This is a genomic window from Streptomyces sp. NPDC057877 (genome assembly GCF_042796855.1).
Classification (GTDB): domain Bacteria; phylum Actinomycetota; class Actinomycetes; order Streptomycetales; family Streptomycetaceae; genus Streptomyces.
In genome coordinates this window covers 456,843-473,865 of record NZ_JBHVMS010000004.1, presented here as the reverse complement: position 1 = coordinate 473,865, position 17,023 = coordinate 456,843, and the positions used below count along the sequence as shown (strand labels likewise).

The following is a 17,023-nucleotide window of genomic DNA, read 5'->3' as shown; positions in this document are numbered from 1 at the left end:
CCGCCCGCACTCACCCGTCCGGGTGAACTCCCGCGCGGTCACAGCCGCTTGACCCCCTTGATGCGCCCGGCGCGGGCCACTCGCGCCCGCGCCGCCTTCACCTTCAGCCCGCCGAGCCCACCGCGCTGGGCGCCGATCCGCAGTCCGGTGCCGGAGGACAGCCAGCCGGAGGAGATGTCGGAGGACTTGGAGGCGGAGTTGGCCTCCAGCGGGTCGTTCTCGGCGCGCCGGGCCAGCGCCATCACCCCGGGGACGACGAAGGGCGCGAGCAGCAGGTCGTACAGCGCGGCCGTGAACAGCAGGCTGCCGAGGCCCACATGGCGGGCGGCGGTGTCACCCACGAGGGCGCCGACGCCCGCGTACAGCAGGGTCGTGCCGATCGCGGCGACGACCACCACGGCCATCGGCCCGGTCGCCGACTTCAGCCGCCCGTTCTCCGGCTTCGCCAGCCCGGCCAGGTACCCGACCACGGACAGCGCCAGGGCGTACCTGCCCACGGCGTGGTCGGCGGGCGGGGCCAGGTCGATCAGCAGACCGGCGCCGAAGCCGACGAGGGAGCCGCCCACATGGCCGTAGACCAGGGCCAGGCCCAGCACGGTGAGCAGCACCACGTCGGGTACGGCCCCCGGCAGATGGAGCCGGGCGAGGACGCTCACCTGGAGGACCAGGGCGACGACGACCAGCGCGGAGGAGAGCAGGATCCGGTTGACGCGCATGAGTACAGCTCCCCTTACTGCTCTTGGTCTTGCTGGGCGTCGCCGTCGGCGGGCGCGCCCGTGTCCCCGGCGCCCTCCGCGTTCTCGGCGTTCTCCGCGCCCGGCGTCACGGTCACCGTCACGGTCGGCGTCGGAGTGGGCTTCGGCTTGGGCGGCAGCACGGTGTCGCGCGGGTCCTCCGCGGGGGCCTGCACGACCACACCGACGATGTCGAGCTTGGTGAAACTGACGTACGGCGTCACGTACAGCGTGCGGGTCAGGTCGCCGCCGGACGGGTCGACGCGGGAGACCACGCCGACCGGCACCCCGGGCACGAACGGCCGGTCGGCCTGTGATCCGAAGGTGACCAGTCGGTCGCCCTTCTTGATCTCGGCCTTGCCGTTGAGGAGTTCGACGCGCAGCGGACGGTCGCCCTGCCCGGAGGCGAAGCCGAGTTCGTCGCTGCCCTCCATCCGGGTGCCCACGGTGAAGTCCGGGTCGCTGGCCAGCAGCACGGTGGCGGTGCTCGGTCCCACGGTGGTGACCCGGCCGACCAGCCCGTCACCGTTGAGCACGGTCATGTCGCGCTGGATGCCGTCATCGGCGCCGACGTCGATGGTGATGGTCCAGGAGAAGCCCTGGGCGGCTCCTATGGCGATGACCTCGGCGCCCTTGATGCCGTACTGGCCCGCGCCCGCCGTCCTCACCATCTTGTCGAGCTGCTTCAGTCTGCTGCGGTTGCGGTCGTCGCTGCCGAGCTTCGCCTTGAGGGCGGCGTTCTCCCGCTCCAGCTCGGCGAGCCGGTCGTGCCGCTCGCCGGAGTCACGGATCGCGGAGATGGCGTTGCCGACCGGGTCGACCGCGGACGACACGCCGTTCTGGATGGGGCCGAAGACGGTCGCGGCGGCCTGCCGGGCACCGTCGACCGGTGAGTCCTCCCCGCCGCGGATGTCCACCGTGATCAGCGCGAACGCGGTGGCGACCAGCAGCACAAGAAGCAGCCGGCTCTCTCGTGTGTCCCTCACGTGCGGCGGCCGTGCCCTTCCTCGTCGAAGATCGGAAATGGAGTCGGTATGGGGTCGATATGGAGTTCGCTGTGGAGTCGCTGTGGAGTCGATTCCGTACCGGGAATCGGCGGGTGGAGAACGATCTCTGGCAGCTTATGCCTCTATATCAACGATCCGCCGTACGAGAGGGGATCATCTCGTACGGCGGAATCGACAACTCGCGTCATCTGCGCGGCTGGGCGTCCAGCACCTGCTGGAGCGCCTCGAACTCCTCGACGCACTTGCCGGAGCCGAGCGCCACGCTGTCCAGCGGGTCCTCGGCGATGTGGATCGGCATGCCGGTCTCCCGGCGCAGCCGCTCGTCGAGGCCGCGCAGCAGCGCTCCGCCGCCGGTCAGAACGATTCCGCGGTCCATGATGTCGCCGGACAGCTCCGGCGGACACTTGTCGAGGGTCGTCTTCACGGCGTCGACGATGGCGTTGACCGGTTCCTCGATCGCCTTGCGCACTTCGGCGGCGGAGATGACGACGGTCTTGGGCAGCCCGGAGACGAGGTCCCGGCCGCGGATTTCGGTGTGCTCGTCGGAGTCGAGGTCGTACGCCGAACCGATCGTGATCTTGATCTGTTCGGCCGTCCGCTCACCCAGCAGGAGCGAGTACTCCTTCTTGATGTGCTGGATGATCGCGTTGTCCAGTTCGTCGCCCGCGACGCGGATGGACTGGGCGGTGACGATGCCGCCGAGGGAGATGACCGCGACCTCCGTGGTGCCGCCGCCGATGTCCACCACCATGTTGCCGGTGGCCTCGTGGACCGGCAGACCGGAACCGATGGCCGCGGCCATGGGCTCCTCGATGATGTGCACCTGGCGGGCGCCGGCCTGGGACGACGCCTCGATGACGGCGCGGCGCTCGACGCCCGTGATGCCGGACGGCACACAGACGACGACCCGCGGACGAGCCAGATACCTCCGCTTGTGGATCTTCAGGATGAAGTAGCGGAGCATCCGCTCGGTGATCTCGAAGTCGGCGATCACGCCGTCCTTCAACGGACGTACGGCAACGATGTTGCCGGGCGTGCGCCCGATCATCTTCTTCGCTTCGGCGCCGACCGCGAGAATCCCACCGGTGTTGGTGTTGATCGCGACGACGGACGGCTCGTTGAGTACGATCCCGCGACCCCTGACGTACACCAGCGTGTTGGCGGTCCCGAGGTCGACAGCCATGTCACGGCCGATGAACGACATTGAGTTCCCCATCAGGATTCGTCTGGCCTTCCCACGAGCTTTTGAGGGCTTTTCAGGTTGGCGAGGTGGGTGCTGTGACGTGAAGGCTTCCATCGTAGACGCGCCTTCCCGAACACTGCGGGAGGGTCTTCGCCATTGTCAGCAGATGCGCTGCGGGTTCGCTTGTGGAGACGAGCGTTCGGGGACAGTCGTTCCCTCGATCGCCACGCATATGCCAGGAAGTCCGGGACGAGGGGGCCCGCACCCGGACTTCCGGTCACGCTACCGGGCTACGCCCGACCGGGGAAGAAGATCTTCACCTCGCGTTCGGCCGACTCCTCGGAGTCGGAGGCGTGGATGAGGTTCTCACGGACGATCACGCCGTAGTCGCCCCGGATGGAGCCGGGCTGGGCGGCGATCGGGTCGGTCGGACCGGCGAGCTGCCGCAGCCCCTCGATGACCCGCTCACCCTCGACGATCATGGCGACGACGGGGCCGGAGGCCATGAACTCCACGAGCGGCTCGTAGAACGGCTTGCCCTTGTGCTCGCCGTAGTGCGACTCCAGCGTGTCCTGGTCGAGGGTGCGCAGCTCCAGCGCCGTGATCTGCCAGCCTGCCTTGCGCTCGATACGGCTGATGATCTCGCCGGTCAGGCCGCGCCGGACGGCGTCGGGCTTGAGCAGCACGAGGGTGCGCTGGGTCACGAGGGGCTCCTTGCAATCAAAGGATGTGCGGGAGCACGAGATTACCGGGCGTGTTCCGGCACCTGTCACTCAGCGTCAGGTAGAACGGGGCGTCATACGGCGTCGGCCTGCTCGGTCTCCATGGCGGCGAATCTGGCCTTGGCCTCGTCCACCTTCCGCCCGTAGTGCACCGAGGCCCACCACAGCCCCGCGAACAGCACCCCCACCACGAACATCATCGGAACGAAGAAGCCGGACGCGATCAGCCCCAGCTGCAGCACCCAGCCGAGGGCGACCCCACCCGGCCGGGTGACCAGCCCGCACAGCAGCACGCTCAGCAGCATCGCGACGCCGCACACCGTCCACACCACCGACATGGACAGGTCGTCGTCCTTCATCGCCACCAGACCGGCGAAGCCGATGATGAAGAACTCGCCGATCAACGTCCCCGAACACAGCGTACGCATGAGAATTCAGCCCCTCCCCAGAAGCAGCCGGGCCTCGCCGACCGTGATGACGGAACCGGTCACCAGGACACCGCCGCCCGCGAACTCGCCCTCTTCCTCGGCCAGCGTGATCGCCGCCTCCAGTGCGTCCGGCAGCCGCGGCTCGACCTGCACCCGCTCGTCGCCGAACACCTCGACCGCGATCGCGGCCAGCTCGTCGGCGTCCATCGCGCGGTGACTGGAGTTCTGCGTGACCACGATCTCCGCGAAGACCGGCTCGAAGGCCTCCAGCAGCCCCCGTACGTTCTTGTCCGCGCTGGCGCCGACCACCCCGATCAGACGGCTGAACTGGAACGCCTCCCCGATCGCCTCGGCCGCCGCCCGGGCGCCCGCCGGATTGTGCGCGGCGTCCAGCACGACCGTGGGCGACCGTCGTACGACTTCGAGGCGTCCCGGCGACGCCACGGCCGCGAACGCCTTGCGCACCGTGTCGATGTCCACCGGCTCGGCGCGCTGCGCGCCCACGCCGAAGAACGCCTCCACGGCGGCCAGCGCGACGGCCGCGTTGTGCGCCTGGTGCGCGCCGTGCAGCGGCAGGTACACCTCGGTGTACTCACCGCCGAGCCCGCGCAGCGTCAGCAGCTGCCCGCCGACGGCGACCTGCCGGTCCACGACCCCGAACTCCAGGCCCTCGCGCGCCACGGTGGCGTCCACCTCGACGGCCCGCTTCAGCAGCACCTGCGCCGCGTCCACCGGCTGCTGGGCCAGGATCACCGTCGCGCCCTGCTTGACGATGCCCGCCTTCTCCCCGGCGATCTCACCGGGCGTCGACCCGAGCCGGTCGGTGTGGTCGAGGTCGATGGGCGTCACCACGGCGACGTCCCCGTCGATGACGTTGGTGGCGTCCCAGCTGCCCCCCATGCCCACCTCGACCACGGCCACGTCCACCGGCGCGTCCGCGAAGGCGGCGTACGCCATCCCCGTCAGCACCTCGAAGAACGACAGCCGGAACTCCTGCTGGGAGTCGACCATCTCGACGTACGGCCTGATGTCCTGGTACGTCTCGATGAACCGCTCCGCCGTGATCGGCGCGCCGTCCAGGCTGATCCGCTCGGTGATCGACTGCACGTGCGGGGACGTGTACCGGCCGGTGCGCAGTTCGAAGGCGCCGAGCAGGGCCTCGACCATGCGGGCGGTGGACGTCTTGCCGTTGGTGCCGGTGATGTGGATCGACGGGTACGAGCGCTGGGGCTCGCCCAGGACGTCCATCAGCGCGGCGATGCGGGTGACCGACGGTTCGAGCTTGGTCTCGCCCCAGCGGGTGGCCAGCTCGGCCTCGACCTCGCGCAGGGCGCGGTCGATCTCCGGGTCCTCCGGGCGGGCGGGCACGTCGGCCTCCGGGGGGCCGCCCTGGGTGCGGAGGGTGCGGCTGCCGGCCTCGATCACGGCGAGGTCGGGGTCGCGGGTCGTCTCCGCTTCGATGATCTCTTCGAAGGAGTCGAGGGGGTCGGGCTCGTTCTGGTCGGTCACGAGGCCAGTCTACGGAGCGGGACCGACAGAGGTGGGGGTGGCTTGGGTCGTCGGTCGGGTGCGGGTCCGTCGTGGCTGGTCGCGCAGTTCCCCGCGCCCCTTACGTGCGTGCGGGCCCCCGGCGCCGGTAAGGCGCCGGGGGCCCGTCATCACCACTCACGCCTGCGGCAGACGCTCCAGCTGGGCGGCGATCCGCGCGATGTCCTCCTCCGCCTTGGACAGGCGGCCGCGGATCTTCTCGACCACCTGGTCCGGGGCCTTCGCCAGGAAGGCCTCGTTGCCGAGCTTGGCCGTCGCCTGCGCCTTCTCCTTCTCGGCGGCGGCGAGGTCCTTGGCGAGGCGCTTGCGCTCGGCGGCGACGTCGATCGTGCCGGACAGGTCGAGCGCGACCTCTGCGCCCGCGACCGGCAGCATGGCCGTGGCGGAGAAGGCGTCGCCCTCCGGCTGGAGGCGCAGCAGCTGGCGGATGGCGGCCTCGTGGGCGGCGAACGGCGTGCCGTCCAGGGTGAGGCGGGCCGGGACCCGCTGGCCGGGCTGGAGGCCCTGGTCGGCGCGGAAGCGGCGGACCTCGGTGATGACCGCCTGCAGGTCGGAGATCTCCCGCTCGGCGTCCGCGTCGCGGAACCCGCTGTCCTTCGGCCAGTCGGCGATGACCACCGACTCACCGCCGGTCAGCGTCGTCCACAGCGTCTCGGTGACGAAGGGGACCACCGGGTGCAGCAGGCGCAGGGTGACGTCGAGGACCTCGCCGAGGACGCGCTTGCTGACCTCGGCCGCCTCGCCGCCCGCCTGGAAGGTGGTCTTGGACAGCTCGACGTACCAGTCGAAGACCTCGTCCCAGGCGAAGTGGAACAGCGCGTCGGAGAGCTTCGCGAACTGGTAGTCCTCGTAGAACGCGTCGACCTCGGCGACCACCGAGTTCAGGCGGGAGAGGATCCAGCGGTCCGTCGACGACATCGCGGACGCGTCCGGCAGCGGGCCCTCGACCGTCGCGCCGTTCATCAGCGCGAACCGGGTGGCGTTCCAGATCTTGTTGGCGAAGTTCCGGGAGCCCTGGACCCAGTCCTCGCCGATCGGGACGTCCACGCCCGGGTTGGCGCCGCGGGCGAGGGTGAAGCGGAGCGCGTCGGAGCCGTACTTGTCCATCCAGTCCAGCGGGTTGACGACGTTCCCGAAGGACTTCGACATCTTCTTGCCGTTCTGGTCACGGACCATGCCGTGCAGGGCGATGGTGTGGAACGGCGGGGTGCCGTCCATCGCGTAGAGGCCGAACATCATCATCCGGGCGACCCAGAAGAAGAGGATGTCGTAGCCGGTGAGCAGGACGGAGTTCGGGTAGAACTTCGCGAGCGACTCGGTCCGCTCCGGCCAGCCGAGGGTGGAGAACGGCCACAGGCCCGACGAGAACCAGGTGTCCAGGACGTCGGAGTCCTGGTGCCAGCCCTCGCCGCTCGGCGGCTGCTCGTCGGGGCCGACGCAGACGATCTCGCCGTTCGGGCCGTACCAGACGGGGATGCGGTGGCCCCACCACAGCTGGCGCGAGATGCACCAGTCGTGGAGGTTGTCGACCCAGTCGAAGTACCGCTTCTCCATCTCCTGGGGGTGGATCTTGACCTTGCCGTCGCGGACGGCGTTACCGGCCGCCTTCGCGAGCGGGCCGACCTTGACCCACCACTGCATGGACAGGCGCGGCTCGACGGTGGTCTTGCAGCGCGAGCAGTGGCCGACGGAGTGGACGTAGGGCCGCTTCTCGGCGACGATCCGGCCCTCGGCGCGCAGCGCGGCGACGATCGCGGAGCGGGCCTCGAAGCGGTCCAGGCCCTGGAAGGGGCCGTGGACGGTGATGACGGCGTGCTCGTCCATCACGGTGATGGCGGGCAGGTCGTGGCGCTGGCCGATCTCGAAGTCGTTCGGGTCGTGCGCCGGGGTGACCTTGACGGCACCCGTGCCGAACTCGGGGTCGACGTGCGTGTCCGCGACGACCGGGATGGAACGGTCGGTCAGCGGCAGCCTGATGAGCTTGCCGATCAGGTGCTGGTAGCGCTCGTCGTCGGGGTGGACGGCGACGGCCGTGTCACCGAGCATCGTCTCCGCACGGGTGGTGGCGACGACGATGGTCTCGTCACCGTCCCCGTACTTCATGGAGACCAGCTCGCCGTCGTCGTCCTGGTACTCGACCTCGATGTCCGAGATCGCGGTCAGACAGCGGGGGCACCAGTTGATGATCCGCTCGGCGCGGTAGATCAGCTCGTCGTCGTAGAGCCGCTTGAAGATGGTCTGGACGGCCTGGGAGAGGCCCTCGTCCATCGTGAAGCGCTCGCGGGACCAGGCGACGCCGTCGCCGAGGCGGCGCATCTGCCCGGAGATCTGCCCGCCGGACTCGCCCTTCCACTGCCAGACCCGCTCGACGAACGCCTCACGGCCCAGGTCGTGCCGGGACTTGCCCTCCTTGCCCAGCTCCCGCTCGACGACGTTCTGCGTGGCGATGCCCGCGTGGTCCATGCCGGGCTGCCACAGCGTCTCGTAGCCCTGCATGCGCTTGCGGCGGGTCAGGGCGTCGATGAGGGTGTGCTCGAAGGCGTGCCCGAGGTGCAGGCTGCCGGTGACGTTCGGCGGCGGGATGACGATGGTGTACGGCGGCTTGTCACTCTTCTCGTCCGCCTCGAAGTAACCCCGTTCTACCCAGCGCTCGTACAGCGTCCCCTCTACCTCGGCCGGCGCGTACTGGGTCGGCAGTTCGGTGCTGGGCGCTGGTTGCTGCTGCTGAGTGTTCTCGGTCACGGGCTCAGTTTAGAGGTGTCACCGTGCCGTCCCGAAACTCGATTCCTTTGTAACGGTGCGCACCCCGGTGCGGTAACCACGCGGGGCCTGGGTCAGGATGTCGGGAACACATAAGCATCTGGAGGGGAACCCAGTAATGAGCTACAACCAGCCGGGCCCGTACGGCGGGCAGCCCCAGCAGCCCGGACCGTACGGTCAGCCGGGTCCCTACGGTCAGCAGCCGCAGGCCCCTCAGCCCGGCTACGGCTACCCTCAGCAGCCCCCCGCCCAGCCGCAGCCCGGCTACGGCTACCCGCAGCAGGGTGGCGTGCCGCCGCAGCAGGGTGGCGTGCCGCCGCAGCAGGGTGGCGTGCCGCCGCAGCAGCCCCCGTACGGCCAGCAGCCTTACGGGCAGCAGCCGTACGGCGTTCCCCAGCCCCCGGCGCCGGGTGGCGGCAAGAAGAAGACCGGCCTGATCATCGGCGCGGTGGCGGTCGTCGCCGCGATCGCGGTCGGCGCGTACTTCGTGCTCGGCGGGAGCGGCAGCGGCTCGGACATCGCCGACGACGGCCCGCACAAGCTGACGACGCCCGCGACCGTCCTCGACGGCGAGTACAAGAAGGGCGACGGCAGCGACGGCGACTCCATGACCGAGGACGACATCAAGGACGCCGAGAAGTGGGGCGTGAAGAACCCCACGGACGTTGAGGCGACCTACACCTCGGGCAACGAGGACAACCCGCTGGCGCAGAAGATGCTCAACTTCGGCGGGGTGTACGGCGAGATCGAGGACCCCGAGAAGGTCGTCGACGCCTTCCTGGCCCACATGGAGAGTGAGGCCGGGAAGGACGACGAGGACATGAAGGTCACCATGGACGGTGAGGCGAAGTCGTACGACAACGCCGACGGCGCCGTGCTGAAGTGCCAGGACGCCAAGATGGAGCCGAAGGACGGCTCGTCCTCCAGCGGCGGGCCCAGCGAGATGCACGTGACCTACTGCGTGTGGGGTGACTACAGCACCCTCGGTCTGGTCATGCCGATGGACCTGGCGAACATCGCCGCGGAGAAGGAGTCGGACCAGGCCGCCGCCGCCGACATCACGGCCAAGCTCCGTGAGGAAGTGCGCGTCAAGGCCTGACGCTTCCTGCACGACGACGTCTCGCACAACGACGAAGGGGCCCCGGCCAGTTGGCCGGGGCCCCTCCTCATGTCCTCAAGTCCGCGGCGGTCACGCCGACTTCTGCTCGCCGCCGCCCCGCCCCCGCGCGTCCCGCGGGATCAGTGTCGGGTTGACGTTGGAGTGGACGACGTCGGCCGTGATGACGACGCGGGCGACGTCCTTGCGGGACGGGACCTCGTACATCACCGACATCAGCACCTCCTCCATGATGGCGCGCAGGCCGCGGGCGCCGGTCTGGCGGAGGATGGCCTGGTCGGCGATGGCCTCCAGCGCCTCGCGCTCGAAGTCCAGCTCCACACCGTCGAGTTCGAAGAGGCGCTGGTACTGCTTCACCAGGGCGTTGCGCGGCTCGACCAGGATCTGGAGCAGGGCCTCGCGGTCGAGGTTGTGCACCGAGGTGATGACGGGGAGGCGGCCGATGAACTCGGGGATCATGCCGAACTTGACCAGGTCCTCGGGCATGACGCTCTCGAACTGGTCCTTGGACTCCAGCTCCCGCTTGGAGCGGATGGTGGCGCCGAAGCCGATGCCCTTCGCGCCCGCCCGGGACTCGATGATCTTCTCCAGGCCCGCGAAGGCGCCGCCCACGATGAACAGCACGTTCGTCGTGTCGATCTGGATGAACTCCTGGTGCGGGTGCTTGCGCCCGCCCTGCGGAGGAACGGAGGCCGTGGTCCCTTCGAGGATCTTCAGCAGGGCCTGCTGGACGCCCTCGCCGGAGACATCGCGGGTGATGGAGGGGTTCTCACTCTTCCGCGCGACCTTGTCGATCTCGTCGATGTAGATGATCCCGGTCTCGGCCTTCTTGACGTCGTAGTCGGCCGCCTGGATCAGCTTGAGCAGGATGTTCTCGACGTCCTCGCCGACATAGCCCGCCTCGGTGAGCGCGGTGGCGTCGGCGATCGCGAACGGGACGTTCAGCATGCGGGCCAGGGTCTGGGCGAGGAGGGTCTTGCCGGAGCCCGTGGGGCCCAGCAGCAGGATGTTGGACTTCGCCAGCTCGATGGCGTCGTCACGGCCCTGGCCACCGCCGTTCTCCCCCGCCTGGACGCGCTTGTAGTGGTTGTACACCGCTACGGAGAGCGCCTTCTTCGCGGGCTCCTGGCCGACGACGTACCCCTCGAGGAACTCGTAGATCTCGCGGGGCTTGGGGAGTTCCTCCCAGCGGACCTCGCTGGTCTCCGCCAGTTCTTCCTCGATGATCTCGTTGCAGAGATCGATGCACTCGTCGCAGATGTACACACCGGGACCTGCGATGAGCTTCTTGACCTGCTTCTGGCTCTTGCCGCAGAACGAGCACTTGAGCAGATCGCCGCCGTCACCGATGCGTGCCACGGTGTGCTTCCCCTTCGCCTGGGAGCGCCTGGACGCCTGAGTCCAGCGGCTCCTGGTGCTGCCTTATGTCCGACGGTACCTTGCCGAGCCCCCCGTTCGGGCCCCCCTTGGCACGGTTCACTTTGACGTGGACCGTGCCACTGCCGTGCCAAGGGGCGGCAGACGCTACAGGATCCGCCTCAGCGGACGTCAGCGTTGTTCATCTTCCGGGTGGAGATGATCTGGTCGATCAGACCGTACTCCAGCGCGTCCTCGGCCGTGAGGATCTTGTCACGCTCGATGTCCTCGCGGATCTTCTCGATCTGCTGGGTGGAGTGCTTGGCCAGCATCTCCTCCAGCTGCGAGCGCATCCGCAGGATTTCGTTGGCGGCGATCTCCAGGTCCGAGACCTGGCCGCGGCCGGTCTCGCTGTAGGGCTGGTGGATCAGGATGCGCGCGTTGGGCAGCGCCATCCGCTTGCCGGGCGAGCCCGCCGCGAGCAGCACGGCCGCCGCGGAGGCCGCCTGGCCCATGCAGACCGTCTGGATGTCCGGCTTGACGAACTGCATCGTGTCGTAGATCGCCGTCAGCGCGGTGAAGGAGCCGCCGGGGCTGTTGATGTAGACCGAGATGTCCCGGTCGGGGTCCATCGACTCCAGGCACAGCAGCTGCGCCATGACGTCGTTGGCGGAGGCGTCGTCGATCTGGACGCCGAGGAAGATCACCCGCTCCTCGAAGAGCTTCGCGTACGGGTCGTACTCGCGGATGCCCTGGGAGGTGCGCTCCACGAAGCGCGGGATGACGTAGCGGGACTCGGCCTGCGGGCCGGTGTACTCGGCGCGCGTGCGGTCGTAGAGGCCGCTGCCGGGGAAGTCGTTCACGGTGGTCTCCTGGAAAAGGGCTGGGGCGGGGGCTGAGGGCTGGCTGTGGCGGGTGCGGGGCCGTCGGTGGCGCCGGACACCTGCCGGGACTTCAAAGGGCCGCTACGGCCCTCAGGAGGCCGCCCCGGTACCGCCGCCGCCCGGCATGCCGGCGGCCGTGGGGATCACGTCGTCGATCAGGCCGTACTCCTTGGCCTCGTACGCGTCGAACCAGCGGTCGCGGTCGGAGTCGCGGGTGATCTGCTCGACCGTCTGGCCGGTGTGCAGGGAGGTCAGCTCGGCCATGCGCTTCTTCGTGTGCAGCAGCCGCTCGGCGTGGATCTTGATGTCCGAGGCCGAACCGGCCAGCCCGGCGGAGGGCTGGTGGATCAGGATCTCGGCGTTGGGCAGCGCGAAACGCTTGCCGGGGGTGCCCGCGCTGAGCAGGAACTGCCCCATGGAGGCCGCGAGGCCCATGGCGATGGTCACCACGTCGTTCTTGATGAACTGCATGGTGTCGTAGATCGCCATACCGGCCGTGATCGAGCCGCCGGGGCTGTTGATGTAGAGGTAGATGTCCTTGTCCGGGTCGGCGGCAAGGAGCAGCAGCTGTGCAGTGATCTTGTTGGCGATATCGTCGTCGACCGGCTGGCCGAGGAAGATGATCCGCTCGTTGAGCAGCCGGTTGTAGACCTGGTCGCCGAGGCCACCACCGATGGAAGGCTCGCCGGCGGCGGAGGGCATCAGATTCGTCACGTATCCACCTGCTCGTCTTACGACGGCGCCGGGCCGTCGGGCCGTCTTACGTTCTGCCGTATTCATGGACCCTAACGCCGTGGCCCGCCGGGGGAATCCCGGTACCGGGGGTGTTCGCCCGGGGCGTAGTCGCTCCGCCGGGCTGGCTGGGGTCTTCCGGTCGCCGTGGGGGTGTCGGTGGGTGGGCGGCTTCGGCACGTCGTGGTTGATCGCGCGCACGCGGCGAAGCCGCCTACCAGAGACAGCCCCGCGCCCCTGGGCGGGTAACGCCGACGGGCCCCGAGAAGCGAGTGCGTCTCAGGGCCCGTGAAGGTCATCGCGAGTGCCGTACGGCTCAGGCCTCGGGCTTGTCCTCGGTGCCCTCGGCGGCCTCGACCGTCTCCGTGGCGGACTCGGTCTTCTCGACCTCGTCCTCCTCGTCGTCCAGGTCGACGACCTCGCCGTTGGTGTCCTTGACCGTGGCGGCCTCGACGACGACGGCCAGCGCCTTGCCGCGGGCGACCTCGCCGACGAGCAGCGGCACCTGGCCCTGCTCGACGACGGCCTGGGCGAACTGGTCGGGGGACATGCCGGAGGAGGCCGCGCGCCGCATGAGGTGCTCGGTCAGCTCCTCCTGGTTGACGTTGAGCTTCTCCGACTTGACCAGCTCGTCGAGGACGAACTGGGTCTTGATGCCCTTGACCGCGGCCTCGCGGGTCTCCTCGTCGAACTCCTCGGCGGTCTTGCCCTGGAGTTCCAGGTACTTGTCGAGGGTGAGGCCCATCTGGCCGAGCTGGTGGTGCTCGAGGTTGTGCTTACGGGTGTTGATCTCGTCCTCGAGCAGCTTCTCGGGGACGGGCACCTCGACCAGCTCGAGCAGCTTCTCCAGGACGCGCTCCTGGGCCTGCGTGGCCTGGTCGTACTTCTTCATGTTCTCGAGGCGCCCACGGCTGTCGGCCTTCAGCTCCTCCAGCGTGTCGAACTCGGAGGCGAGCTGCGCGAAGTCGTCGTCCAGCTCGGGCAGTTCGCGCTGGGCGACCTGGCTGACCTTGACGGTGACCTCGGCCTCCTGACCGGCCGCGGAGCCGCCCTTCAGCTCGGAGGTGAAGGTGGCCTCGCCACCGGCCTCCAGGCCCTTCACGGCGTCGTCGATGCCGTCCAGCAGCTCGCCGGAGCCGATGGTGTAGGAGACGCCGCTCGCGATGCCGTCCTCCAGCACCTCGCCGTCGACCTTGGCCTCCAGGTCGAGGGTGACGACGTCGCCGTCCTCGGCGGCACGCTCGACCGGGGAGGTCGAGGCGAAGCGCTCGCGGAGCTGCTCGACCGACTTCTCCACGTCCTCGTCGGTGACCTCGACGGCGTCGACCTCGACCTCGATGCCGGAGTAGTCCGGGATCTCGATGGCCGGGCGGATGTCGACCTCGGCGGTGAAGTTCAGCGTGTCGCCGTCCTTCAGCTCGGTGATGTCGACCTCCGGCTGGCCCAGGACGCTGACCTCGGCCTCGTTCACGGCGCGCTCGTAGAACTTCGGCAGCGCGTCGTTGACGGCCTCCTCCAGCACGGCGCCACGGCCGAACCGCTGGTCGATGACCCGGGCGGGGATCTTGCCCTTGCGGAAGCCCTTCACCGTGACCTGCTGGTTGATCTTCTTGTACGCCGCGTCGAGGCTGTCCTTGAGCTCCTCGAAGGGCACCTCGACAGTGAGCCGAACCCGGGTCGGGTTCAGGTTCTCCACGGCGCTCTTCACGGTTCGGTCTCCTTGTGGCTGACATCTTGGGGTTCTGCCGGAGCCAGACCGGCCCGGCGGATGTGGTCGCCCGGAGGACTACTGTGCGACTTCAGTGCGGAGACACACGGAGACACGGGCGCGCAGCTTGCATAGTAGCCGCAGCGGCTGACCCACCCAAAAGGCGATCACCAGCGTGGATCACCACGGATCACCGAGGTGACCGGACGGCCGGGCACGCGGGTGACCGGACGGCCGGGTACGCGGGTGACCGGACGGCCGGGTACGCGGGTGACCGGACGGCCGGGTACGCGGGTGACCGGACGGCCGGGTACGCGGGTGACCGGATGGCCGGGTACGTGGTCGGGGTGGCGGGATTTGAACCCACGGCCTTCCGCTCCCAAAGCGGACGCGCTACCAAGCTGCGCCACACCCCGTCTGGTGCGACACGTAGGGTACATGCCCGCAGGCCATACGGCCGCAGCATTTCCTGACGGGCCGGAACGCGCGAAGTGCGCGGCGGGGCGGCGGGAAACGGGGTGTGCGGCGAGGGGGTGCGACCCGCTAGGATGCCTCTGGCGCCGCGCTCTGCTGACCTGCGGCGCGTGCGTGCGGGCGTAGCTCAATGGTAGAGCCCCAGTCTTCCAAACTGGCTACGCGGGTTCGATTCCCGTCGCCCGCTCTGTCCCGCTCTCGGGCCCGGTTCCACGGAACCGGGCCCGAGGCGTTTGTACGGCTACGGGCGGCCGACGCGGGTTCCTAGAACTGGATCGAGTTGATGGTCGTCGCTATCGAGTCGAGGAAGCGCTGGATGTCGTCGGCCATGCCCGTCGAGGCGAGGAAGAAGCCGAAGAGCACGGCGACGATCGCGGGTCCCGCCTTGAGCGAACCGCCTCGGATCAACACCACCATGATGATCGCCAACAGCAACACCACTGACAGCGAAATGGCCACAACTGATCACACCCTCGGTCGGTCCGCTCTCCCGCCGGGAATGCGGCCTGCCCCACACCCCCGTCAGAACCATCGTGCCACCAACGGGCCCTCTCCATACGACGCCTGATGTCTCGTCGTGCACTCCGGTCGACGGATGCGACGTAATCACCGCACGACGAAATACGGGAAAATGGGATTTTTAACCGTAATCAGGAAGCTTTTTCGCCGGAGGCGGGGATCGTTTTACGGATGACCACAGGCGACGCTAGGGTCCCTCAAATGTTCCAGGTTGCCGCCCCGTCGCCCGCGTCCCCGAAGCCGATACCCGAGCAGCGGCGCGACGCCTTCTTCGACAACGCCAAATACCTGGCGATCGTCCTGGTGGCCATCGCCCATTCCTGGGCGCCACTGCGGGACGAGAGCCGAACCCTGGATGCGGCGTATGTCCTGGTGTACGCCTTTCACATGCCGGCGTTCATCATCATCTCCGGGTTCTTCTCGCGCAGTTTCGACATGCGCCCCGACCGGCTGAAGCGGCTGGTCACCGGCATCGCCGTGCCGTATGTGATCTACGAGGTCGCCTACTCGCTGTTCAGGCGCCATTTCGGCGACAGCCCGGACCTGGCGATCAGTCTGCTCGACCCGCTGTTCCTCGTGTGGTTCCTGGCGGCGCTGTTCATCTGGCGGCTGACCACCCCGCTGTGGAAGCTGGTGCGCTACCCGCTGCCCGTGGCGCTCGTCATCGCGATGCTGGCGTCCGTCAGCCCGAAGATCGGCGAGGACTTCGACCTGCAGCGGGTGCTCCAGTTCCTGCCGTTCTTCGTGCTGGGTCTGCACATGAAGCCCGAGCACTTCCGGCTGGTCCGGCGACGCGCGTTCCGGATCCTGGCGGTTCCGGTGTTCGCGGGCGCGGCGGCGTTCGCCTGGTGGGCCTCACCCCGGGTGGACACCACGTGGGTGTACCACCGTGACTCCGCCCAGGCGATGGGCCACCCGTGGTGGACCGGGCCCTTGATGACGCTGGCCATGTTCGGCTGCGCGGTGCTGCTGAGCGCCTGCTTCTTCGCCTGGGTGCCGGGCCGCGACACCTGGTTCACCACGCTCGGCGCGGGCACCCTGTACGGCTTCCTGCTGCACGGCTTCCTGCTCTGGGGTTCCGAGTACGCGGGCTGGTACGACGCCGCGTGGCTGCGTCGGCCGAGCGGCGAGATCTTCGTGACCCTGGTCGCGGCGGTCGCCGTCACCCTGTTGTGCACCGCGCCCGTGCGGCGGGTGTTCCGCTTCTCGATGGAACCCCGGATGGAGTGGGCGTTCCGGAAGGACGCCGCCGCGCCCCCGGGCAGCGGGTCGGCGGGAAAGAGCGAGCAGGACGGTTCCCCGCGCGAGCGGACCCACGCCTGACGGACGGCTCAGCCCGGCTCCGGCAGGCCCAGGAGCGCGCGCATCCGCGTGTACTTCGCGGTCAGCCGGGCCCGCGTGGGTCCGTCGAGGCGGGCGAGTCGGGCCGGGTCGGCGTTGTGCGCCAGGTCGGCCTCCTTGACCAGGAGTGCGCCGGGGGTGTCGAGAACCCGCGCGGCGTACGCCTCCGGGGGCTCCCCCGGCCGTTTGGTGACCGCCAGCACGATGTCCTTGGTACGCGGGCTCAGCGACGCCTCGTCCAGCCACTGAGCGGTCACCGCGTCGTCCTCGACCGCGTCGTGCAGCCAGGCCGCGGCGATCTGCTCGGCATCACCGCCGCGCGCCCGGACGCCCTCGGCGACGGCCCGCAGATGCTCCACGTAGGGCCTGCCCGCCTTGTCGGTCTGCCCGGCGTGCGCGGCCCGGGCGACGGCCTCCACCTCGGCGAGGGTCAGCAGCCCACGGGACCACCCGGTCACCGTGCCGCCTCGGCACGGGGCAGCACCCCACGGGGCAGCACCCCACGGGGCC

Annotated in this window: 15 protein-coding genes and 2 tRNA genes; 3 read left to right on the top strand and 14 right to left on the bottom strand. The window is 69.1% G+C overall.

Features of this window, described 5'->3' with window-relative positions:
- Positions 1–38: 38 nt before the first annotated feature.
- The 7 genes from mreD to ACFVQG_RS13660 form a co-directional block, all read right to left on the bottom strand.
- Positions 39–716 (bottom strand): rod shape-determining protein MreD, encoded by a 678-nt coding sequence (gene mreD / locus ACFVQG_RS13690; protein WP_383380957.1) that lies wholly within the window; start codon positions 714–716, stop codon positions 39–41.
- 14 nt (positions 717–730) lie between these two features.
- Positions 731–1,720, bottom strand: a complete 990-nt coding sequence (gene mreC, locus ACFVQG_RS13685; RefSeq protein WP_383380954.1) for a rod shape-determining protein MreC — start codon at positions 1,718–1,720, stop codon at positions 731–733.
- 205 nt (positions 1,721–1,925) lie between these two features.
- The gene (locus tag ACFVQG_RS13680; RefSeq protein ID WP_004001297.1) at positions 1,926–2,945 is read right to left on the bottom strand and encodes a rod shape-determining protein; all 1,020 of its coding nucleotides are present in this window, start codon (positions 2,943–2,945) and stop codon (positions 1,926–1,928) included.
- Positions 2,946–3,214: 269 nt separating this feature from the next.
- Positions 3,215–3,628, bottom strand: coding sequence for a nucleoside-diphosphate kinase (ndk, locus tag ACFVQG_RS13675; RefSeq protein ID WP_383380952.1), 414 nt, complete (start codon positions 3,626–3,628; stop codon positions 3,215–3,217).
- Between the two features lie 92 nt (positions 3,629–3,720).
- Positions 3,721–4,074 carry a DUF4233 domain-containing protein gene (locus tag ACFVQG_RS13670; protein WP_383380949.1) on the bottom strand — a complete coding sequence of 118 codons (354 nt, stop codon included), beginning with the start codon at positions 4,072–4,074 and terminating at the stop codon, positions 3,721–3,723.
- 6 nt (positions 4,075–4,080) lie between these two features.
- Positions 4,081–5,583 carry a bifunctional folylpolyglutamate synthase/dihydrofolate synthase gene (locus ACFVQG_RS13665; RefSeq protein WP_383380946.1) on the bottom strand — a complete coding sequence of 501 codons (1,503 nt, stop codon included), beginning with the start codon at positions 5,581–5,583 and terminating at the stop codon, positions 4,081–4,083.
- A gap of 156 nt (positions 5,584–5,739) precedes the next feature.
- The gene (locus tag ACFVQG_RS13660) at positions 5,740–8,364 is read right to left on the bottom strand and encodes a valine--tRNA ligase (protein ID WP_383380942.1); all 2,625 of its coding nucleotides are present in this window, start codon (positions 8,362–8,364) and stop codon (positions 5,740–5,742) included.
- A gap of 136 nt (positions 8,365–8,500) precedes the next feature.
- On the opposite strand from ACFVQG_RS13660, the gene ACFVQG_RS13655 reads away from it, so the two are divergent.
- Positions 8,501–9,481: a hypothetical protein gene (locus tag ACFVQG_RS13655; RefSeq protein WP_383380940.1), complete on the top strand. Its 981-nt coding sequence runs from the start codon at positions 8,501–8,503 to the stop codon at positions 9,479–9,481.
- A gap of 90 nt (positions 9,482–9,571) precedes the next feature.
- Here the strand turns inward: ACFVQG_RS13655 and clpX are convergent, their stop codons facing one another.
- The 5 genes from clpX to ACFVQG_RS13630 all read right to left on the bottom strand — a co-directional run bounded on the left by clpX (position 9,572) and on the right by ACFVQG_RS13630 (position 14,595).
- Positions 9,572–10,858, bottom strand: a complete 1,287-nt coding sequence (gene clpX / locus ACFVQG_RS13650) for an ATP-dependent Clp protease ATP-binding subunit ClpX (protein WP_383380937.1) — start codon at positions 10,856–10,858, stop codon at positions 9,572–9,574.
- 179 nt (positions 10,859–11,037) lie between these two features.
- On the bottom strand, positions 11,038–11,718 hold the full coding sequence (locus ACFVQG_RS13645; RefSeq protein ID WP_383380934.1) for an ATP-dependent Clp protease proteolytic subunit: 681 nt from the start codon (positions 11,716–11,718) through the stop codon (positions 11,038–11,040).
- 111 nt (positions 11,719–11,829) lie between these two features.
- Positions 11,830–12,441, bottom strand: coding sequence for an ATP-dependent Clp protease proteolytic subunit (locus ACFVQG_RS13640; protein WP_383381728.1), 612 nt, complete (start codon positions 12,439–12,441; stop codon positions 11,830–11,832).
- Positions 12,442–12,787: 346 nt separating this feature from the next.
- A complete protein-coding gene (tig, locus tag ACFVQG_RS13635; protein ID WP_383380931.1) occupies positions 12,788–14,179 on the bottom strand; it encodes a trigger factor in 1,392 nt (463 codons plus the stop codon).
- A gap of 339 nt (positions 14,180–14,518) precedes the next feature.
- Positions 14,519–14,595: transfer RNA gene (locus ACFVQG_RS13630), tRNA-Pro, on the bottom strand.
- A 174-nt stretch (positions 14,596–14,769) separates the two neighbouring features.
- Here ACFVQG_RS13630 and ACFVQG_RS13625 point away from each other — a divergent pair.
- Positions 14,770–14,840, top strand: a tRNA-Gly gene (locus ACFVQG_RS13625).
- Between the two features lie 77 nt (positions 14,841–14,917).
- Here ACFVQG_RS13625 and ACFVQG_RS13620 read toward each other — a convergent pair.
- Positions 14,918–15,112, bottom strand: a complete 195-nt coding sequence (locus ACFVQG_RS13620; protein ID WP_360216846.1) for a hypothetical protein — start codon at positions 15,110–15,112, stop codon at positions 14,918–14,920.
- A 261-nt stretch (positions 15,113–15,373) separates the two neighbouring features.
- Here ACFVQG_RS13620 and ACFVQG_RS13615 point away from each other — a divergent pair, with 261 nt between their 5' ends.
- Complete coding sequence (locus tag ACFVQG_RS13615; RefSeq protein ID WP_383380928.1) at positions 15,374–16,495, top strand: acyltransferase family protein; 1,122 nt, start codon at positions 15,374–15,376, stop codon at positions 16,493–16,495.
- An 8-nt stretch (positions 16,496–16,503) separates the two neighbouring features.
- On the opposite strand, the gene ACFVQG_RS13610 is transcribed toward ACFVQG_RS13615, so the two are convergent.
- Complete coding sequence (locus tag ACFVQG_RS13610) at positions 16,504–16,971, bottom strand: HD domain-containing protein (protein ID WP_383380925.1); 468 nt, start codon at positions 16,969–16,971, stop codon at positions 16,504–16,506.
- Positions 16,972–17,023 lie beyond the last annotated feature (52 nt).